This is a genomic window from Cupriavidus sp. 291-E7, assembly GCF_057798835.1.
In genome coordinates, this window is the sequence record NZ_JBYOJV010000033.1 from 1 (window position 1) to 16,781 (window position 16,781).

The 16,781-nt window shown below is 64.9% G+C and carries 20 protein-coding genes and 1 pseudogene; 12 read left to right on the forward strand and 9 right to left on the reverse strand.

All coding sequences use genetic code 11. The annotated features are described in order from the left end of the window. Positions 1 to 541, forward strand: a 541-nt coding sequence (locus AC3FLX_RS31455) for a DDE-type integrase/transposase/recombinase (RefSeq protein WP_488701146.1), incomplete at its 5' end; no start/stop codon positions are given. Positions 542 to 612: 71 nt separating this feature from the next. Here the strand turns inward: AC3FLX_RS31455 and AC3FLX_RS31460 are convergent. Then, positions 613 to 2,121 (reverse strand): thymidine phosphorylase family protein, encoded by a 1,509-nt coding sequence (locus tag AC3FLX_RS31460; RefSeq protein WP_488701237.1) that lies wholly within the window; start codon positions 2,119 to 2,121, stop codon positions 613 to 615. A 253-nt stretch (positions 2,122 to 2,374) separates the two neighbouring features. Between AC3FLX_RS31460 and AC3FLX_RS31465 the strand changes: the two genes are divergently transcribed. Next, entirely contained in the window at positions 2,375 to 3,733 is a 1,359-nt protein-coding gene (locus AC3FLX_RS31465; RefSeq protein WP_488701238.1) for an MBL fold metallo-hydrolase RNA specificity domain-containing protein, read from the forward strand. Between the two features lie 51 nt (positions 3,734 to 3,784). Here the strand turns inward: AC3FLX_RS31465 and AC3FLX_RS31470 are convergent, their stop codons facing one another. After that, a complete protein-coding gene (locus AC3FLX_RS31470) occupies positions 3,785 to 4,168 on the reverse strand; it encodes a hypothetical protein (protein WP_488701239.1) in 384 nt (127 codons plus the stop codon). A gap of 230 nt (positions 4,169 to 4,398) precedes the next feature. Continuing rightward, the gene (locus AC3FLX_RS31475) at positions 4,399 to 5,166 is read right to left on the reverse strand and encodes a helix-turn-helix domain-containing protein (protein WP_488701240.1); all 768 of its coding nucleotides are present in this window, start codon (positions 5,164 to 5,166) and stop codon (positions 4,399 to 4,401) included. A gap of 279 nt (positions 5,167 to 5,445) precedes the next feature. On the opposite strand from AC3FLX_RS31475, the gene AC3FLX_RS31480 reads away from it, so the two are divergent. Beyond that, a complete protein-coding gene (locus AC3FLX_RS31480) occupies positions 5,446 to 6,102 on the forward strand; it encodes a BON domain-containing protein (protein WP_488701241.1) in 657 nt (218 codons plus the stop codon). A gap of 42 nt (positions 6,103 to 6,144) precedes the next feature. On the opposite strand, the pseudogene AC3FLX_RS31485 reads toward AC3FLX_RS31480, so the two are convergent. Then, positions 6,145 to 7,078: pseudogene (locus AC3FLX_RS31485) on the reverse strand (zinc-dependent alcohol dehydrogenase family protein). Between AC3FLX_RS31485 and AC3FLX_RS31490 the strand changes: the two are divergent. From AC3FLX_RS31490 to AC3FLX_RS31500, 3 genes are all read left to right on the forward strand, one after another. Continuing rightward, a complete protein-coding gene (locus AC3FLX_RS31490; protein ID WP_488701280.1) occupies positions 6,977 to 7,216 on the forward strand; it encodes a hypothetical protein in 240 nt (79 codons plus the stop codon). The pseudogene AC3FLX_RS31485 and the gene AC3FLX_RS31490 overlap by 102 nt on opposite strands. Before the next feature lie 75 nt (positions 7,217 to 7,291). Further along, complete coding sequence (locus tag AC3FLX_RS31495; RefSeq protein WP_488701242.1) at positions 7,292 to 8,116, forward strand: universal stress protein; 825 nt, start codon at positions 7,292 to 7,294, stop codon at positions 8,114 to 8,116. Positions 8,117 to 8,148: 32 nt separating this feature from the next. Beyond that, positions 8,149 to 8,988: a universal stress protein gene (locus AC3FLX_RS31500; protein ID WP_092602793.1), complete on the forward strand. Its 840-nt coding sequence runs from the start codon at positions 8,149 to 8,151 to the stop codon at positions 8,986 to 8,988. 78 nt (positions 8,989 to 9,066) lie between these two features. On the opposite strand, the gene AC3FLX_RS31505 is transcribed toward AC3FLX_RS31500, so the two are convergent. After that, complete coding sequence (locus AC3FLX_RS31505) at positions 9,067 to 9,882, reverse strand: adenine nucleotide alpha hydrolase family protein (protein WP_488701243.1); 816 nt, start codon at positions 9,880 to 9,882, stop codon at positions 9,067 to 9,069. A gap of 185 nt (positions 9,883 to 10,067) precedes the next feature. Here AC3FLX_RS31505 and AC3FLX_RS31510 point away from each other — a divergent pair, with 185 nt between their 5' ends. Continuing rightward, the gene (locus AC3FLX_RS31510; protein ID WP_488701244.1) at positions 10,068 to 10,553 is read left to right on the forward strand and encodes a universal stress protein; all 486 of its coding nucleotides are present in this window, start codon (positions 10,068 to 10,070) and stop codon (positions 10,551 to 10,553) included. A 6-nt stretch (positions 10,554 to 10,559) separates the two neighbouring features. On the opposite strand, the gene AC3FLX_RS31515 is transcribed toward AC3FLX_RS31510, so the two are convergent. Continuing rightward, positions 10,560 to 11,204: a response regulator gene (locus tag AC3FLX_RS31515; protein WP_488701245.1), complete on the reverse strand. Its 645-nt coding sequence runs from the start codon at positions 11,202 to 11,204 to the stop codon at positions 10,560 to 10,562. Between the two features lie 4 nt (positions 11,205 to 11,208). Then, a complete protein-coding gene (locus AC3FLX_RS31520) occupies positions 11,209 to 12,333 on the reverse strand; it encodes a PAS domain-containing sensor histidine kinase (protein WP_488701246.1) in 1,125 nt (374 codons plus the stop codon). A 376-nt stretch (positions 12,334 to 12,709) separates the two neighbouring features. On the opposite strand from AC3FLX_RS31520, the gene AC3FLX_RS31525 reads away from it, so the two are divergent. Then, entirely contained in the window at positions 12,710 to 13,153 is a 444-nt protein-coding gene (locus AC3FLX_RS31525; RefSeq protein ID WP_488701247.1) for an Hsp20/alpha crystallin family protein, read from the forward strand. Positions 13,154 to 13,264: 111 nt separating this feature from the next. Here AC3FLX_RS31525 and AC3FLX_RS31530 read toward each other — a convergent pair whose 3' ends face one another. Continuing rightward, on the reverse strand, positions 13,265 to 13,489 hold the full coding sequence (locus AC3FLX_RS31530; RefSeq protein ID WP_488701248.1) for a hypothetical protein: 225 nt from the start codon (positions 13,487 to 13,489) through the stop codon (positions 13,265 to 13,267). Positions 13,490 to 13,943: 454 nt separating this feature from the next. Here AC3FLX_RS31530 and AC3FLX_RS31535 point away from each other — a divergent pair, with 454 nt between their 5' ends. Beyond that, positions 13,944 to 14,282, forward strand: coding sequence for an ElaB/YgaM/YqjD family protein (locus AC3FLX_RS31535; RefSeq protein WP_488701249.1), 339 nt, complete (start codon positions 13,944 to 13,946; stop codon positions 14,280 to 14,282). A 171-nt stretch (positions 14,283 to 14,453) separates the two neighbouring features. Here the strand turns inward: AC3FLX_RS31535 and AC3FLX_RS31540 are convergent, their stop codons facing one another. Beyond that, a complete protein-coding gene (locus AC3FLX_RS31540; protein WP_488701250.1) occupies positions 14,454 to 14,954 on the reverse strand; it encodes a hypothetical protein in 501 nt (166 codons plus the stop codon). 300 nt (positions 14,955 to 15,254) lie between these two features. Between AC3FLX_RS31540 and AC3FLX_RS31545 the strand changes: the two genes are divergently transcribed. The 3 genes from AC3FLX_RS31545 to AC3FLX_RS31555 all read left to right on the forward strand — a co-directional run bounded on the left by AC3FLX_RS31545 (position 15,255) and on the right by AC3FLX_RS31555 (position 16,669). Further along, positions 15,255 to 15,533, forward strand: a complete 279-nt coding sequence (locus tag AC3FLX_RS31545) for a DUF1488 family protein (protein WP_488701251.1) — start codon at positions 15,255 to 15,257, stop codon at positions 15,531 to 15,533. A 97-nt stretch (positions 15,534 to 15,630) separates the two neighbouring features. Further along, positions 15,631 to 15,975: a hypothetical protein gene (locus AC3FLX_RS31550; RefSeq protein WP_488701252.1), complete on the forward strand. Its 345-nt coding sequence runs from the start codon at positions 15,631 to 15,633 to the stop codon at positions 15,973 to 15,975. A gap of 250 nt (positions 15,976 to 16,225) precedes the next feature. Next, positions 16,226 to 16,669 (forward strand): universal stress protein, encoded by a 444-nt coding sequence (locus AC3FLX_RS31555; RefSeq protein ID WP_488701253.1) that lies wholly within the window; start codon positions 16,226 to 16,228, stop codon positions 16,667 to 16,669. The last annotated feature ends 112 nt before the right edge of the window (positions 16,670 to 16,781 follow it).

Here is a 16,781-nt window from a genome sequence, read left to right on the forward strand (position 1 = left end):
ACGTCGCCATGACGGCCGCGTCGCTGTTGACCGTAGCAATGTTCGCTGGTGTTCAGACGGCTTCGAATTCCGTTGCGACGACGGCTCGCCGCTACGCGTAACCTTTGCGCTGGATTGCCATGACCGGGAAGCCATCAGTTGGGCTGCAACCACCGGCGGGCACAGTGGCGATATTGTGCGAGATGTGATGCTGGCCGCCGTCGAACAGCGCTTTGGCGCTGTGCAGACCGAGCGCACCATCGAATGGCTGTCGGACAACGGGTCGGCGTACATCGACCATCGTACCCGCGCCTTCGCGCGGGAGCTGGGACTGGAGCCACTGACCACCCCCGTGCGTTCTCCGCAAAGCAACGGCATGGCCGAATCCTTCGTCAAGACCATGAAACGCGATTACATTGCGTTCATGAACAGGCCCGACGTGCCAACAGCGCTCTCTCAGTTAACGGTCGCATTCGAGCAATACAATGAGCGGCATCCACACAAAGCGTTGAGATATCGTTCGCCTCGCGAGTTCCGGCGAGCTGCCACATCATCAACTTAACGGTGTTTGAGTGTCCTGAATCACAGGGTCAACTCCACTCCTAGCCCACCTGTAAGCCGCGTGGCGCGTAGTCAGGTTGGATTCACGCCGAAGGTGGGATTGGCGAGCGCATAGGCGAGTGCGTAGTCGAGTTCGCCCGACGCCTGCGCATGGATGGTGAACAGGGGATCGCCCTCCGACACGGTGTCGCCCAGCCGAGCGCGCATTGCGATGCCGGCCACCTGGTGGCGCGGCGCGCCCGCCAGCTTGGCGGTGCGCGCCAGGCGCCGGTTGTCGATGGTGGTGACGGTGCCGCTGTTTGGCGCCAGTACGTCGCGCCGGAACAGCGCCTCGCCCGGCACCGTCAGCCCGCCCTGCGCCTCGCAAATGGACTGGAACCTGGTCCAAGCCGCGCCAGTGTCAAGGATCTGCTCGGCTTTGGCCTGGCCTTCGCCCACCGTGGCCGCCCCGCAGAACTCCAGCAGCAAGCCAGACAGCAGCAGCGCGCGGCACCGCAGGTCGGTGGGCGCGTGGGCTTCGCGTCGCAACACGGCCAACACGTCGTGGGCCTCCAGCGCCGGACCAATGCCACGACCAATGGGCTGGGCGCCGTCGGTATGCACCATCATCACTTGCAGCCCGAACGCCGCCGCCACGCATTGCATGAAAGATCCCAGGCGCAGCAGGTCGGCTTCGGAACGCACCTTGGCCGTGGGGCCTACCGGGACATCGATCAGCACGTGCGTGGCCCCGGCAGCCACCTTCTTCGACAGGATCGACGCAATCAACTGGGCGTCGCTGTCGATATCGAGTGCGCGCTCCACGCGAATCATCACGTCGTCGGCCGGGCTCAGGTTCAGAGCGCCGCCCCACGCCAGCGCGCCGCCCGTGCGTTCCACTACGCGCCGCAGTTCGTGCACGTCCATTGTCACGCGCGTCAGCGTTTCCATTGTGTCTGCCGTGCCCGCTGGCGACGTGATCGCGCGTGACGAGGTCTTGGGAATCGTCAGCCCGGCGGCGGCGGCGATTGCCACGATGATCGGCGTGGTGCGATTGCCGGGCAGGCCGCCCACGCAATGCTTGTCAGCCACCACCTTGCAGCCCCAGTGCAATTGCTTCCCCGTGCCGATCATCGCGCGGGTCAGACCGATGACCTCCTGCTCGTTCATCCTGCCGCCCGCGCAGGCCGCCAGGAAGGCCGCGATCTGCATTTCCGTGTAGCGCTCGCCAGCAATGTCCTCGACGATGCCGGCCAGTTGTGCGTCGTCGATGGCCAGGCCATGAATCTTCGCGCGGACCGCGCGCAGCGACTCCAGGGCCGGCGCGTGCGTAATCTCGATGGCGTCGCCCTCACGCGCGCCCAGCTCCGCCGCAGCGCTCGCCGAGAGACTGGCCTGGTGGGTATGCAGCAGCGGGGCGCCCACCAGGTTCAGCGTGGCGATTAGCGTGCGCGCACCAATTCGCACTTGCACGCGTGCCTGCGCCGAAAATCCTTCGGCCCCGCACACCGGACAGTCGGGATGAAGGTAGATCACGTGCTCCTGCCACGTGTCGATACCGAGCGGCTTGAATACCAGCATGGCGGGGGAGAAGGGGAGCATCAACGGTCATCCCAGTATGGACGCCGGGCGCCGTCAATGAAATCAGGATGCGCTGAGCTGTCTGTAGGGCATGGATGACAGCCATCGCCGCAGCGGGTGCATCGCCCAGGCATTTTGCGCGAGAAGCGCCCGGAGGTTGATGAAAATCAAGCTGCCGCCCGGCATGCGATCCATCCTGAAAAACACAGTTGCCCGCGGTGCTGATCGCAAGGCATCCGGTTCGCGATGGCGCGGCATGGACAAGGGGATATCGATGAAAGTGCAATGTCTGGGCGCCACCGACACGGTGACCGGTTCCAAGTACGTCGTGGACACGGGACGCGTCCGCGTGATGGTGGATTGCGGCCTGTTTCAGGGATACAAAGCCCTGCGTCTGCGCAACTGGGATGTTCTCCCGGTCGATCCCGCCAGCTTGCATGCGGTAGTGCTGACCCACGCGCACATCGATCACAGTGGATACCTGCCTCTGCTGATCCGCAACGGATTCCGGGGACGCGTGTACTGCACGCTGGGGACCGCGCAATTGTGCGGTGTGCTGCTGCCAGACTGCGCGGCGCTGGCCGAGGAGGACGCGACGTATGCAAACCGAAAAGGGTTCTCGCGTCACGATCCGGCGATGCCGCTCTATACGCGCGCCGATGCCGAGCGCGCGGTGCATCGCCTGGAGGCGGTGCGATTCGACACGCGCGTGCCGGTGGGCGCGGGCATCGATGCCGAGTTCAGTCACGCCGGTCATATCATCGGCGCGGCCAGTGTCACCTTGCACGTGGATGGGCAGCGCCTGGTGTTCTCCGGCGATCTTGGGCGCCTGAACGATCCGGTGATGCGCGCGCCCGCCTTCCTGAAGCATGCCGACTGGCTGTTCGTGGAATCCACATACGGCGACCGGCGCCATCCCGACGTCGATCCCATCGACGCGCTGGGCGATATCGTCAGCCGTACGATCGACAGGGGCGGCACGCTCGTGATTCCGACCTTCGCCGTGGGCCGCGCGCAGTCATTGCTCTATTGCCTGTACCGACTCAGGCAACTGCGTCGGCTGCCGGACGTACCGATCTACCTGAACAGCCCTATGGCTATCGCGGCAACGACGATCTTTGCCCGTCATGTGTCCGAGCTGCGCATCGACGAGGCCAGCTGCGCAGGCGCTTGCGATATGGCGCGCCCCGTCACCAGCACCGAGGCATCTGTCCGCCTGAACGCGGACCGCAGTCCGAAGATCATCCTGGCAGGAAGCGGGATGGCCACCGGTGGCCGTGTGGTGCACCACCTGGAAGCGTTCGGCCCGGACCCGCGCAACACCATCCTGCTGTCTGGATTCCAGGCGCCCGGCACGCGCGGCGCCCGCCTGTACAGTGGCGCCAGGCAAATCCGGCTGCATGGCAAGGACATCGACATCCGCGCCGAAGTGACGCAGATCGAGAACCTGTCGGCCCACGCCGATACCGACGAATTGATGACCTGGCTGAAGGGATTCGAGCGCGCGCCGCGTCAGACGTTCGTCGTGCATGGCGAGCCGGCGGCCAGTGACGCGTTACGCCAGCGCATCGAACACGAGCTGAAGTGGCAGGTGACGATGCCCGAGTACCGCCAGAAGTATTCGCTGGAGTAGGGCGACAACATGACGCGATAAGGTTGCGAAAGGGAAATCGCGGATTTGAACTTATATGGAATGCTCGTCCTGGCCCATCCGAAGCTGGTGCTGCGCCACGAGCGCGCTCAGTTCTTCGAGCTTGGCCCGCGCGAGGCCAAGCGCCAGGGCGCTGTGCGGCTGCGGCACGCCGGCGGGCAGTATGCGCTGCACCGGACCGGGCGGCGCGTAGTCGCGCACGAGCACGAAGCCCTGGCTGTAGCCCTTGTCGGTGCGTTGCGTGTAGGCGCGCAGGTCGCAGTTGCAGACGCGCCTGAACAGGTCGTCGGCATCCGTCGGGGCGGCGCAATCCGGCTCGGGCGACGCGTCCGCTGCCGGCGCATCCGTGTGGAGCATGCCGGGCCAGCGCCGAAGCATCCATTGCGGCGCAACCCTCGACAGGGTCGGCACTCTCATGTTCGTCTCCTATTCTTGCCACCGGACACGCCGATATCGATGGTGTCGATGCGTGCGTGTAAGCCCTGGTTCAATATAGAAGCGAGCACGGAAAACATCTGATCCTGGTCAAGAAGATCGGAGGCCTACGTCGGGGATGAGCGATTTCTGCAGTTCGAGCACGCCTTGCCGGTACGCGTCGCCACGCACAGCGCGGCGTGCCCGCGTGGGTTGTCTGCACCGCGCGACGCTCAGACCTGTGCCAGCGCGTCCAGATCGAAGATTTCAATTTGCTTGCCGTCCACGCGGATCAGTCCTTCGCGTTGGAAGCGCGAGAACGTGCGGCTGACCGTTTCCAGCTTGATGCCGAGGTAGCTGCCGATTTCCTCGCGCGTCATCCGTAGCGTGAACGCATGCGCCGCGTAGCCCCTGGCGCGCAGGCGCCGCGAGACGTTGAGCAGGAAGGCAGCGACCCGACGCTCCGAAGGCATGCCAGACAGCAGCGTGGTCTGGCGGGATTCACGCACGATCTCCTGGCTCAGCAGCTTGTGCAACTGGCGCTGCACGCCGCGCATGTCGCGGCAAAGCAGTTCAAGCGGCGGAAACGGGATCACGCACACGGTGCTGTCTTCCAGTGCAACGGCATCGCAATCGTAGTGCTCGCCTGAGATGGCACCCAGCCCCAGCATATCGCCCGGTAACAGGTAGGCCGTAACGTGCTCGACACCTTCCTCATGGCCCGCCACCGTCTTGAACGATCCCGTGCGCAGCGTATAGAGGCACTGGAATCTGTCGCCCACACGGAACAGGTAGTCGCCGCGATGCACCATGCGCCACTGTCCGATGACCGATTCGAGCCTGGGCAGGTCGTCGTCATCGAGTCCCGCCGCCAGGCAGAGCGGCCGCAGGCTGCAATGGGCGCATCTGGGTGTCAGGGCCATGACCTGCGCTGGTGGCGCGTAGGCTTCTGGGTAGGGCATTGGCACGGCCGTGCGCAACTGTATTATCTGGTGCAGCATGTCATCCCCTTTGCTGGTCGAAGCGCTGGCTGTATGTCGGCGTCGGTATTCGGTGTCTCCCGATTTGCCTGGAGTATTGGCCACGGCTGGTCCGGCCGAAATCAGCCGTGGCTGAGAGGTGGGTCAGATTGTGCTGAGCGCGTGTCAGGAAAACCTGACACGCGCTTGCCCGCCGAATCCGCGTTCGCCCGGCGCGGCCTTGCGCCAACGCAAAGCCGCGCATCGTATTACGCCTAGAGTCATTGAGAGGCAATACGCGGACAGGCATAAGGGGGGGAGATGAAAGGCGATATTCAACTGAAGCAGGACGTGCTTGACGAGCTTGCCTGGGACCCGGAAGTCGACGAGCGAGAGGTCGGCGTGCAGGTGAGGGACGGCATCGTCACGCTCACCGGGAGTCTACGGTCATTCCATGCCAAGCGTTGCGCCGAGCGGGCCGCGCGGCGCGTGGCGGGCGTGCGCGCAATTGCCGTGGAACTGGAAGTGGTGCTGCCGGGTGACGCCGTGCGGACCGACGCCGATATCGCCTGGGCCGTGGAAAACGCACTGACGTGGAATTCGGTGGTGCCCGCCGGCCAGCTCGGCGTGGTAGTGGAGCGCGGCATGGTGACGCTCTCGGGTGAAGTGGACTGGGACTACCAGCGTCGTGCCGCGGCCGATACGGTGCGCCGCCTCAACGGCGTGCGCGGCATCGTGAACCAGATCGTGCTGCGCCCCCGGACCAGCGCGCCCGACGTGCAGCAGCGCATCGAGGATGCCATGCGGCGCCAGGCGGCGCGCGATGCGCGGCATGTGAAGGTCATCGTCAAGGATGGCGTGGTCACGCTGTCGGGCCATGTGACGTCGCTGGCCGAACGGCAGGCGGCGTTCAACGCCGCGTGGATCGCGCCGGGCGTGATGAAGGTGGTGGACGATATCCAGGTGCTGCCGCAGTAGCGTTGCCGTGGCGCAAGGCGTGCGCCATCGCGCGTTCAGCGCTCAGATGCGCAGGACGGCGGCACCGGCAAGCCGTCCCGCGCGCATGTCGTCGAGTGCCTTGCCGGCATCGCGCAGCGGATAGACCGTGGTGTGTACCTGGATCGGCAGGCTGGCGGCCACCTGCATGAGCCCCACGCCATCCTCGCGCGTGAGATTGGCAACGGACACGATGTGCCGCTCTTCCCAAAGCTGCCGATACGGGAACGACGGAATATCGCTCATGTGGATGCCGCCACATACGACGACGCCACCCTTGTCCGTGGCACCCAGCGCGGCCGGCACCAGTGCGCCGTCCGACGCGAAGATCAGTGCCGCATCCAGCACAGTTGGCGGCGGTTCCAGGCTGCTGCCCGCCCACGCCGCGCCCACTTGCGTGGCCAGTGCCTGCGCCGCCGTGTCGCCGGGCCTTGTCATCGCATAGATCGTGCGGCCCTGCGCCACGGCGATCTGCGTGACAATGTGCGCGGCCGCGCCAAAGCCGTAGATGCCCAGCCGCTGCGCGTCGCCCGCCATGCGTAGCGTGCGATAACCAATCAGGCCGGCGCACAGCAACGGCGCGGCGTGCGCGTCATCGTAGGCGTCGGGAATCGGGAAGCAGTAACGCGCGTCGGCCAGCACGTATTCCGCGTAGCCGCCATCGCAGGTATAGCCGTGGAACAGCGGCGCGTCGCACAGGTTTTCGCGCCCGCTGATGCAGAAGCGGCAGACGCCGCAGGTATGGCCTAGCCACGGCACGCCCACCCGGTCACCGAGGGCCACGCCGGCCACGCCTTCGCCCAGCTTCTCGACGCAACCCACGATCTCGTGCCCCCGGGATCAGCGCCGGCTTCGGATGTGGAAGGTCCCCGTCAATCACATGCAGGTCCGTGCGGCATACCCCGCAGGCAAGTACGCGGATGCGCACCTGGCCGGCGCCCGGCGTGGGCACGGGCACGCGCTGCGCGCCAAGCGTGTGACCGTCGAAGATCATGGCCTGCATGCTGGCGTCCATCTGGCATTCCTTGTCGGACTCGCCCGCGTAACGCGCGGGCAGTTGAGTCGATGGTTGCACGCGCCACGCGCACTGACTTGATCTGGCGCAAGTGTCGCACTCCCGCACTGATTACCTTTGACTGTAGTCGGTTCAACGACGCGAGAGGACATAGCGATGGCTTACAAGACAGTGCTGGTCGATCTGACCGACGACGGGGCAAGGCAGGCGCGGCTGGATGCGGCATTTGCGCTGGCAGCGGACTCCAATGGGCGCGTGATCGGACTCAGCGCGACCGGACCGATGCTCGATCCGTATCGCAGCGTGGGCGCGGAGACGATGCGCTATCAGGCCATGCACGCCGATATGTTGCGCGGCGTGGAGCAAGCGGGTACGCAGGCGCTGTCCGATGCCTGTGCGCGTCACGGTACGCCGACCGACTATTCGCACGTGCTGGCGGAACAGGATGCTGGTTGGGCGCTGGCCACGCACGGCATGGCCAGCGACATCATCCTGCCCGGCCTGCCGGGGGCGCCCAGTGAACTGCCCGTGCTGATGGCGTCGGCGGCCGAATATGCACTGATCAACGCGGGCCGGCCGATGCTGGTGGTGCCGCCCCAGGCGCGGCTGTCGAAGATCGATACCGCGCTGGTGGCGTGGAACGGCAGGCGCGAGGCGGCTCGCGCGGTTTGCGATGCGCTGCCGCTGCTCCAGCGCGCGAATCGAGTAATCCTGCTGGTGGTGATGGGCGGCAAGGGGCTTTGGCAGCATGGCGACGGCGAGCTGCTGCGCTGGCTTGGCACGCATGGTGTCCAAGCGTCGCTGGCGGTGGAAGAGTCGTCATCGGTGGCGGGTTGCCTGCTGCAGAAGGTGCTGCAGGTATCAGCCGACCTGCTGGTGGCCGGCGGCTACGGGCATTCAAGAATTGGCGAGCTGATGACCGGCGGCACGACCCGCACGTTGCTGCGCAACACGCCGGTGCCATTGCTCATTTCGCACTAGGCGGCCGCGCCGCCAGGCCAGGAGATCAAGCCATGCTCGCCTATCCAAGCATCTTCGTGCATGTGGACGCCAGCCCGCGCGCGCTGATCCGCGCGAAGCTGGCCGTGCGAATCGCCACCGCCCAGCGTTGCCGCCTGGTAGGCGTATGTGCCACGTTCGCCACCGATCCACAGTCGTTTTATCGCGTGGATCACGCGGCGGCCGTCCTGGAGCAGGATCGCGCCCGACGCGAACGCCAGCATAAAACGCTGCAACAACGATTCGAGTCGGCGGTATGGAGCGAATCGGCGTCGGCGGAATGGCGCAGCGTGGATGGCGACCCGGTACGCCGGACGCTCAGGGAGGTAAAGGAGGCCGGGCTGCTGGTGGCCGGGCAAATCGATGCCAGCGAACCCGAGAGCGTGGTGGCGCCGCAGTTTCTCGAATCGCTCATATTGGAATCCGGTCGGCCCGTGCTGGTGGTGCCCTATGCCGGGCCGGCGCTGACCGTGGGGCGCCGCGCGCTGGTGGCGTGGGATGGCGGCAAGGAATGCGCGCGCGCCCTGCACGATGCATTGCCGCTGCTGTTAGGTAGCACCGTGCACCTGCTGCATGCCAATCCGGTCCACCACGCACCGCGCGCAGATGCGGCACCGTTGGATATCGCGTGCCGTGTGCTGCGCGACGTGGGCGCCGATGTCCGCACGGAGTTCGAACCCGGCGCGAACGACGCCGCCATCGGCGACCTGATATTGTCGCGCGCCGCCGATGTGCAAGCCGACCTGCTGGTCATGGGCGCGTACGGGCACGGACGCTTCCGCGAACTGGTGCTGGGCGGCGTCACCAAGACCATCCTGAGTTCGATGACGATTCCCGTGCTGCTGGCGCACTGAGACGCGTCACGCCAAGTTGGCGAAGCCGCCCGCACCCCGGGGTTCCGATAGGCGCGGGCGGCGTCGGCATGCGCATCGTTAGCGTGCGAACAGCGCCGGGATCGGAGATTCATCGAGCACGGTGCAGGGAATGTCTCCCAGCTTGCCGGCCAGCTTTCCGACCGTTTCGTCGCGCGCCTGCGCGCCGCAAACCAGCAAGTCGGTGCGCGCCGTCCGGGCGGTGGCCAGCAAAGCCTTGCCCAGTGACGGATGCGCGTCGCCCGTAAGTCCGAACAGGCAGGCGCGGATGCCCCGGCGCGCCAGCCACGTCAGCGCGTAGCTGGCCGGCGCCATATCGGTGTGGCGGTGTCGGGAGAAGGGAATGCAGCAAGCCAGCGCGACATGCTGCGCGCGGCGCAGGATCGGCAGCGCGTCGCGCAACGCACGCGCCGATTCGCGCGTGCCGCTCCACGCCACCATTACGCGCGCATAGGGCCACGCCTGCGTGGGCGCGGCGTCGTGCGTCAGCGGAATGACCAGGACCGGTGGTCCGGCCTCCAGGATGGTGCCTTCCACAAACTGTCGCGTGTCAACCGGGCAATGGCCGTCGCCAGCGCACGGCTGGCTGACGATGATCAGGTCAGCCAGGCGGCCTTCGCATTGCATGGCTTCAAGTGGCGTGCCTTCTCCCACGCGCCAGTCCACGGCGATGGGGGCGCCTGCCGTCGCGGCCTCGAAGGCCAGGCGGCTGGACTCGCAATCGGCGAAGAGCGCCGCGTCGGGAGCCAGGCCGCGTTGCGGCAGCAGGCCCACAAGCGTTGCCGGCAACGCACAAGCCAGGGCGACCGCGTGGGAAAGCCGGGCCGTGGCGTACCTTGACGCATCGACGTGGACCACGATAGCTGAGATGTCCATCTGCCCCCTTGCCAGTGCCACGACATTGGGCACGCGTCAAATCTATGCCATGACTTGAAGAAGCCGTTGCGAAAAATCAATCAATAGCGGACTGACTCGATCAATCAAAGGCATTGCGGCAGATCAAGTGCGATGGGCTGGAGCAGCCTAGTCTCGAAGCACGATGACGCAGGCGGAGCCCGATCATGTACGAGAGAATTCTGGTGGCGGTGGATGGCGGCGATTCCGCCGACCTGGCGATGACGCAGGCCATCGGCATGGCTCGGGCGTTCCATGCCGATATCAAGCTGCTGTATGTGGTGGACGACAGCGAATTTTTCGATACGGCGGGCATGGCGGACACCGCTATGGTGGTGAGCCAGCTTGTACAGGGCGGCGAACGGGCACTGGACCTCGCCGCCGAGCGGTGCTCTGAAGCCGGGGTCACCTGCATCAAGGAGCTCGTGGAGCGTCCGCTTGGCCGCGGCAACATTTCGGAGACCATCGTCGAGCGCGCGGACACCTGGCCGGCCGACTTGATCGTCATGGGCACGCATGGGCGTCGCGGCATGCGGCGGGTCATCATGGGCAGCGTGTCTGAAGGCGTGGTGGCGCAGACCAGCAAGCCCGTGCTGCTGATTCGCGCGGAGGCCAGCAGTGTGGCGGCCGGCCGTCGCAGGCAGGTGGGATGAAAGATATTAGAGCGGCGATTCGCCGGGAAACAGGTTCGCCTCGATGGCGTAGCGCACCAGGGCGGCGTCGCTGCGAAGCTGGAGCTTTTCCAGTAGCCGCATTTTGTAGGTGCTGACGGTCTTCGAGCTGACGCACAGGGCTTCGGCGATTTCGGTCAGCGATTCGCCGTTGACGATGCGCCGGTACACCTCCAACTCGCGGTCGGATAGGCTGGCATGCGGCGCATCGATTTGCTCCTGCACGCCAAGCGCCAGCTTTTCCGCCATCTCGGGGCTGACATAGGTGCCGCCCGAGGCCACCTTGCGCAGGGCCGCGATGAGGTCATTGGCGGCGCTGTCCTTGGTCAGATATCCGGCCGCGCCAGCCCGGAATGCCCGTACCACGTACTGCTCCTCGGCATGCATGGTCAGCACCAGAACCCGGCTGGCCGGATACTCGGTGCGGACATGCCGCACCAGTTCCAGGCCGCTGCGCCCGGGCATCGACAGGTCCAGCAGGATCACATCGGGTGTGGTCTCGCGCAACACCTGCGGCACTTCGGAGCCCTTGGCCGCTTCGCCGACCACTTCCACGTCGTCCTCGCGCTCCAAAATATGGCGCAAGCCGTTGCGCACCACGGCATGATCGTCGGCAATGACCACTCGTATCATCGTCTCACTCCGCCACAGTGGCACGTATGGGAAAGCGCAGGCATAGCTCGAAACCTTGCCCCGGCGCGTGCGTCAGCGCCAGCGTTCCGCCCAGCAGCCGGGTTCGCTCGCGAATGCCGAGCAGTCCGAAAGAACGGCGCGTGCGGTCGCGTAGCGTGCCGTCCCAGCCATTTCCGTTGTCGCGCACGCGCAGCACGTGTTCGTCGCCGTGTTGGTCCAGGGCGATCCACACGCGATTGGCCTGGGCATGGTGCACGACGTTGTTCAGTGCCTCCTGCACGATGCGGAAAACCGCCGTCGCCTCCTGTTCGCTTACGTCAAGATGATCGGGGGCGCGCAGGTCGATCGTCAGGCCGCAGCGGCGGCTGAAATCCTTGGCCAGCCAGTCCAGCGCCGCCGCCAGCCCCAGTTCGTCGAGCAGAGCCGGGCGCAGGTCCGCGGAGATCTGCCGGACCGCGGCGATGGCGGCATCGATGCCGCCATGCATGGCCGCCGCGCGGCTCAGGCAATGCGACGCCGTGCCGGCTTCGCGCAGGTCGCCCTCCAGCATGGCAAGGTCCATTTTCAGCGCGCTCAGGCGTTGCCCGATGTCGTCATGCAGTTCGCGGGCGACGCGGCGCTTTTCTTCCTCGCGGCTTGCCAGAATGCTATCGGAAAGCGCCTGCAGTTCCTCGCGCGAGCGCCGCAGCGCGGTCTCCGCGCGCACACGCTCGGTGATGTCGCGCAGCATGACGGTGAATAGCTTGCGCCCGTGGCCGTCGTTCGTCTGCGAGATGGAAGCCTCGATGGGAAATTCGCTGCCGTCGCGGCGCAGCGCATAGAGCGTACGCTGCAGCCCCATCTGCCGATCCGAGACTCCGGTCACGCCGAACCGGCGCACGTGCTGGGTGTGCGCGGAGCGAAAACGCTCAGGCAGCAGGAGGTCGAGGGTCTTGCCGATGGCATCCAGCGCGGCAATCCCGAACAGCGCCTCGGCCATTGGGTTGAACAGCACGATCTGCTGCTGTTCGTTGATCGAGATGATCGCTTCCATTGAAGTCCGCACGATGGCTGCCAGACACGCCTCGTTGCCCGAGATCTGGGCGGGCAGGTGCGTCGCATCGCTGCGAAGGGGCGTGTCTTGGGTCATGTCGGGCCACTCTTAAGGGACGCTTAATGCCGAAGGGCGTGATTTTTCTTTTCCTAAGACGGCAGCGGTCTGCTGATCAGAATATAGAAGATGCGTAACGCCCGCGCGACTGGCGCACGGGATGCGGGCGCCCATCCGCTCACATGTACTGCACATGACTGGTGCATGTATGCGTCAGGCGGCACTTATCGTCCGCGCCGTAGGCTGCGATCGGCACCGAACATTTTTTGCGGACGCGACGCGACTGTGTTGTCTCATCAACTACTGGTCTGAAAAACGGGCGCCCCAGCGCTTGACGCAACGCAAGGGCCGGTCGTCATGGGCTGCCATGCTGAAGACAGCCGGATTTGCCGGCAGTTGAATGAAGGAGTCCACGATGACCAGCCTCAGACATTACGACCCACTTTCCATCGAGCCGATCAGCGACATGATGCAGGGCATGCTGCGCGCATTCCGCGGCACGGCCGACGGCGGCATGGTGTTCAAGGTCGATGTGACCGAGTCGGACGGCAGCTATACGGTAACCGCCGAGCTGCCCGGTGTGAAACGCGAGGACATTGATATCAACGTCGATCGCGGCACGGTCATGATTGCCGCCAGGGTCGAGCGCTCGACCGAACAGCGCGACGGCGAACGCGTGATCCGCCACGAGCGCTACAGCGGTGCCATGCGTCGTGCTTTCACGCTGGACGCCGACATCGACGAATCGAAGGTGGATGCCACCTACGCCGACGGCGTTCTGCGGCTGGTGCTGCCCAAGAAGGAAGCCACGCCGCAAAAACGCATCCAGATCCGTTCGGCAGGGGAAGACATGCAATGAATGAGAGTCGATGAACTCGGTTGCGGCTGCTCGTTATGTGGCGCGTCAGGTTTCCAGGCGCGGCTGTCGGGATTGCCTGACTCGCGCGGGCATTCGTCGACGCCGCAATGGCTACGCGATCCGCTGCAACGACCGCGCCCGCGAGGCGCGGTGAACGGCGCCCAGCACCTGGTAGCCGGACGGGGTAAGGCGCACCGCGGGAGACGCGGCTGGTGCGTTGGCCATGTCGATCAAGTGGCGGGTGGCAAGCGCGGCCAGATCGCGCGGATCGATATCGCGGCACGACCCCAGCGATCCCAGCACCATCAACGCGGCGATTTCATGGGCACTCAACATGGCATGTCTCCCCTTGGCAGCGGCAACTGTGTGTGTCTCGTCTTTTGCCTAGTGAAGATAGCCATTGTGAAATCGTTAGTGCGCGAAAACCCATAGCTGATTGATAACGATCAATTATGGCGGCATCGACGATGCCAAGTGACTGGCCTCGCCATGCCCCACCCCAGGCTTCCCAACATGTAGACGGGTGCCCCGGCGTTGGAGACTCGCCGATCGCGCGCGCGATGACAGCGGGCCCCATTCCGGTTCATCGCTGACCGGCCTTAGCAGTGCCATGTCTGATTTCATCGTCTAGCATCGCAGCCCGGGGCGATCCATGACACCCGCGCAGTGGCCCATCACGGAGCGATGCCGAACGCGTTGTTCCTTGATCTATCCCAAGCCTGGGTCACCCTTGTTGCCTACGCTTAGTACATTGCCAAACAAACCATGCATGACCCAAAGGAGACGCCAGATGAACGACGACGTGCACGCCACGCTTCCCGCCTACCGGGATGCCCTGATCAATGATCTCAACGTTCTGGTTGCCGATGCGCAAGCCCTGTTGCGCGACGTTGCCAGCGACGCCTCTGGCCGCTCGGCCGTGGCCCATGCCGATATGAAAAGACGCGTGGAAGACTTTCGCCAGCGCATGGGCGTGCTGCGCGAAGGCGCGCGCCAGCGTACGCGCCAGTTCACGGAGGCCACCGACGCCTATGTGCATGAGCACCCCTGGCAATGCATCGGCACGGTGGCCGTGCTGTCCGCCGCTATCGGCGCGATTTCGACATTGGCGGGCAGTCGACGCCACTAATCGCTTCACCGAAGCCGGCGGCCTGCTTGTCTGAAGGCCGCCGGTTCATGCTCCGCATCTGAGCTGAGGCTGCCGCGCATGCGGCTGGCCCTGCCAGCGTTTGGCGCCGATTGCGCGCCCGCAACTCGTTCGCCGTATGCGCCGTCTCGCCGTCTTCGATGTGCGGCGCACTTAAGGGGCGATGCCTTCGCACAGGTCGGCCTGGCGCTTGCAGTACTGCCAGGTGGCTTCCTCGCTATTCATCGTGAATGAGATGGTCAGGTCTATTGGCTTTCGGCCAACGATCAGCGCGCGTTCCTGGATGATGCCCTGGTACACCGCCGCCAGATAGTATTGGCCGGGCGGCACCCGCATATACAACAGCGGCCCCTCGCTCACCACGCGCAGGACGCGTTCGTGTCGCGCATTGAGCAGCAGCACCTTGACGTCCGCAAGCGACGCGCCATCCGACCGGTCCTGGAACCGCAGGTGCACGTTGAACTGCGGCGCGAGCGAGCGCATGCGGGCCACATCGTCGGCGCCGATGCCGCCCGACAGGTACGGAATGCTGGTGGCGCCCTGCTGCAAGGTGGCCTTGGGCGTGCTTGCAGACGCTTGGGCGCCGGCCGATGCGGTGAAGGCGGCAAGGATCATGACATTGACCCAGGAGCGAGGATTGCCGAGGAAGCTCATGATCGATTCCGCCGTGTGATTGCGTTGCCGCGTTGGATTTCACTTTATGTCCGCATGGGCGGTGGCCGTTGACACAGCGCAAGGCGATTGCCGTGCAATGATCAAGGGGCAGGGCGGGTTGTCGCCAACGATGCGAATTATGGCGTCGATATCGCTCGCCACCAGACAGGCGGCGCGCAACCCACGCGCGACGTGGCGCGATGCATACGCCCTTGCGGTGAATCAAATCAGCGATCGCGCCAGCGCCTAATTTAGGGACGGTGACATCTCCAGGTACGGCGACGTATCGTCGAACACATCATGAGCGCAATCGAGTTTTCAGGCATGTTGCCGACCTACTGCTCGGCAGGCCCCAGCCTTCAGTGTCAGGCGCGCGTCGATGGCGCGCCGGCGTGCTATGGCATTACCGCCGAAGCCCTGGAGGACCACTTCGGTGCGCGATCGTGTCGGCCGGAAGACCTGTTCGTGGCCTATCAGAAGCACAAGGGCGCCATCGAGACGATGGCCCGTGGCCTGTTCGAGATGACCGGGGCTCACAGCATTTTGCTGCACAGCGGACATTTTCGATTTGGTATGTAGCCGCAGGTGTCGACGGGACTTTGAACGCCACGAGAATTGCGGCGATGCCGCACGGTGTCCGTGCCGTGCCGGGCGTCTTGAAAAGAGGTGATTGACGATGAAAACGATTTGGGCCGGTCGCCGTGCCATTGTCATCCTGTTGGCGATCCTCACCGCATGCGCGAGCTATCCGCCAGGGGATCCACAGCTTCTGACATTCCTGCAGGACGGCGTCACGACCCGGGAGGACGTGTACATGAAACTGGCCGAGCCCAGCGCGGTGTGGGAAGGTGGCCGCGTCATGACCTATCAACTCGACCGCAACAACCAGGGTTATATCCCGATGCGGCGAAGGGAAGCCGCATGGACCGCCAAGTACAGCCTGGTACTGGTTTTCGACGAACAAGGCATCCTTCGCCGGCATTCTTTGGTCGGGATGAAGGACGACCCCGCTGTCCATTGAAACTGGTCTCGGGCGCATCCATTCCGGCGCGCCGATGATCCGATGATCGCAACCACGCCGCTACCCCGGACCCTACGAAGGACACAGGCGGTTTCCTTGATCCAACCCAAATGCCGGGAGGATTCGTCGCCTACCTTGTCAGCATGGGGCGGATTCACCGGTTAAGGAATCGCCGTGTCGCGTTAGCGCCCTGCCCAGTGCTGTGCGGCGCATAAGCGTTTGTTGCCGTCCTCGATTCAAGGAGCCTGTGATGCAATCCATCGTACTTGCCGCTGATGGGTCAACGTACAGCGATGCGGCGGCGCACTTTGTGGCCGCCGGAAAATTGCTGAAGGGACCATTAATCGTCCATCTGGTCCATTGCATGCCGGCCGTGTCGGGCGAGGTGAAGTCATACATCAGCGCCACCGACCTGGCGGCATGGCACGCGGACGAAAGCAGCCGGACATTGCGCTCGGCCGCCGAGATCCTGAACCTCGGCGGCGTGTCGTTCGAGCAGCACGCGCTGACCGGATTCGCGCCAGAACGCATCGTCGAATTTGCACGCTCCGTCGATGCGTCGGCGATTGTGATGGGTACTCACGGCCGGGGCGCATTCTTCGATGCCGTCGTCGGCTCCGTGGCGGGCCGTGTCATCGCTCATGCGCCGTGCCCTGTCATTCTGGTGAAGGGTGAAGCCGCGCGCGGCCGATGACCTGGCATGCCTGATGCCGGGCAGTAAAGCCGGTTCGTGGTCGTGCCGGGCACATCGGGCAGCGGTAACTCGACGCTGCCGCAAATTCTTGGCGGCCTGGGCCGGCCGTCGT

What these genes read in the sequence shown, in the direction of transcription:
- AC3FLX_RS31460 (WP_488701237.1), bottom strand. Translation starts at nt 2,121, where the DNA reads ATGCTCCCCTTCTCCCCCGCCATGCTGGTATTCAAGCCGCTCGGTATC.
- AC3FLX_RS31465 (WP_488701238.1), top strand. Translation starts at nt 2,375, where the DNA reads ATGAAAGTGCAATGTCTGGGCGCCACCGACACGGTGACCGGTTCCAAG.
- AC3FLX_RS31470 (WP_488701239.1), bottom strand. Translation starts at nt 4,168, where the DNA reads ATGAGAGTGCCGACCCTGTCGAGGGTTGCGCCGCAATGGATGCTTCGG.
- AC3FLX_RS31475 (WP_488701240.1), bottom strand. Translation starts at nt 5,166, where the DNA reads ATGCTGCACCAGATAATACAGTTGCGCACGGCCGTGCCAATGCCCTAC.
- AC3FLX_RS31480 (WP_488701241.1), top strand. Translation starts at nt 5,446, where the DNA reads ATGAAAGGCGATATTCAACTGAAGCAGGACGTGCTTGACGAGCTTGCC.
- AC3FLX_RS31490 (WP_488701280.1), top strand. Translation starts at nt 6,977, where the DNA reads ATGTGGAAGGTCCCCGTCAATCACATGCAGGTCCGTGCGGCATACCCC.
- AC3FLX_RS31495 (WP_488701242.1), top strand. Translation starts at nt 7,292, where the DNA reads ATGGCTTACAAGACAGTGCTGGTCGATCTGACCGACGACGGGGCAAGG.
- AC3FLX_RS31500 (WP_092602793.1), top strand. Translation starts at nt 8,149, where the DNA reads ATGCTCGCCTATCCAAGCATCTTCGTGCATGTGGACGCCAGCCCGCGC.
- AC3FLX_RS31505 (WP_488701243.1), bottom strand. Translation starts at nt 9,882, where the DNA reads ATGGACATCTCAGCTATCGTGGTCCACGTCGATGCGTCAAGGTACGCC.
- AC3FLX_RS31510 (WP_488701244.1), top strand. Translation starts at nt 10,068, where the DNA reads ATGTACGAGAGAATTCTGGTGGCGGTGGATGGCGGCGATTCCGCCGAC.
- AC3FLX_RS31515 (WP_488701245.1), bottom strand. Translation starts at nt 11,204, where the DNA reads ATGATACGAGTGGTCATTGCCGACGATCATGCCGTGGTGCGCAACGGC.
- AC3FLX_RS31520 (WP_488701246.1), bottom strand. Translation starts at nt 12,333, where the DNA reads ATGACCCAAGACACGCCCCTTCGCAGCGATGCGACGCACCTGCCCGCC.
- AC3FLX_RS31525 (WP_488701247.1), top strand. Translation starts at nt 12,710, where the DNA reads ATGACCAGCCTCAGACATTACGACCCACTTTCCATCGAGCCGATCAGC.
- AC3FLX_RS31530 (WP_488701248.1), bottom strand. Translation starts at nt 13,489, where the DNA reads ATGTTGAGTGCCCATGAAATCGCCGCGTTGATGGTGCTGGGATCGCTG.
- AC3FLX_RS31535 (WP_488701249.1), top strand. Translation starts at nt 13,944, where the DNA reads ATGAACGACGACGTGCACGCCACGCTTCCCGCCTACCGGGATGCCCTG.
- AC3FLX_RS31540 (WP_488701250.1), bottom strand. Translation starts at nt 14,954, where the DNA reads ATGAGCTTCCTCGGCAATCCTCGCTCCTGGGTCAATGTCATGATCCTT.
- AC3FLX_RS31545 (WP_488701251.1), top strand. Translation starts at nt 15,255, where the DNA reads ATGAGCGCAATCGAGTTTTCAGGCATGTTGCCGACCTACTGCTCGGCA.
- AC3FLX_RS31550 (WP_488701252.1), top strand. Translation starts at nt 15,631, where the DNA reads ATGAAAACGATTTGGGCCGGTCGCCGTGCCATTGTCATCCTGTTGGCG.
- AC3FLX_RS31555 (WP_488701253.1), top strand. Translation starts at nt 16,226, where the DNA reads ATGCAATCCATCGTACTTGCCGCTGATGGGTCAACGTACAGCGATGCG.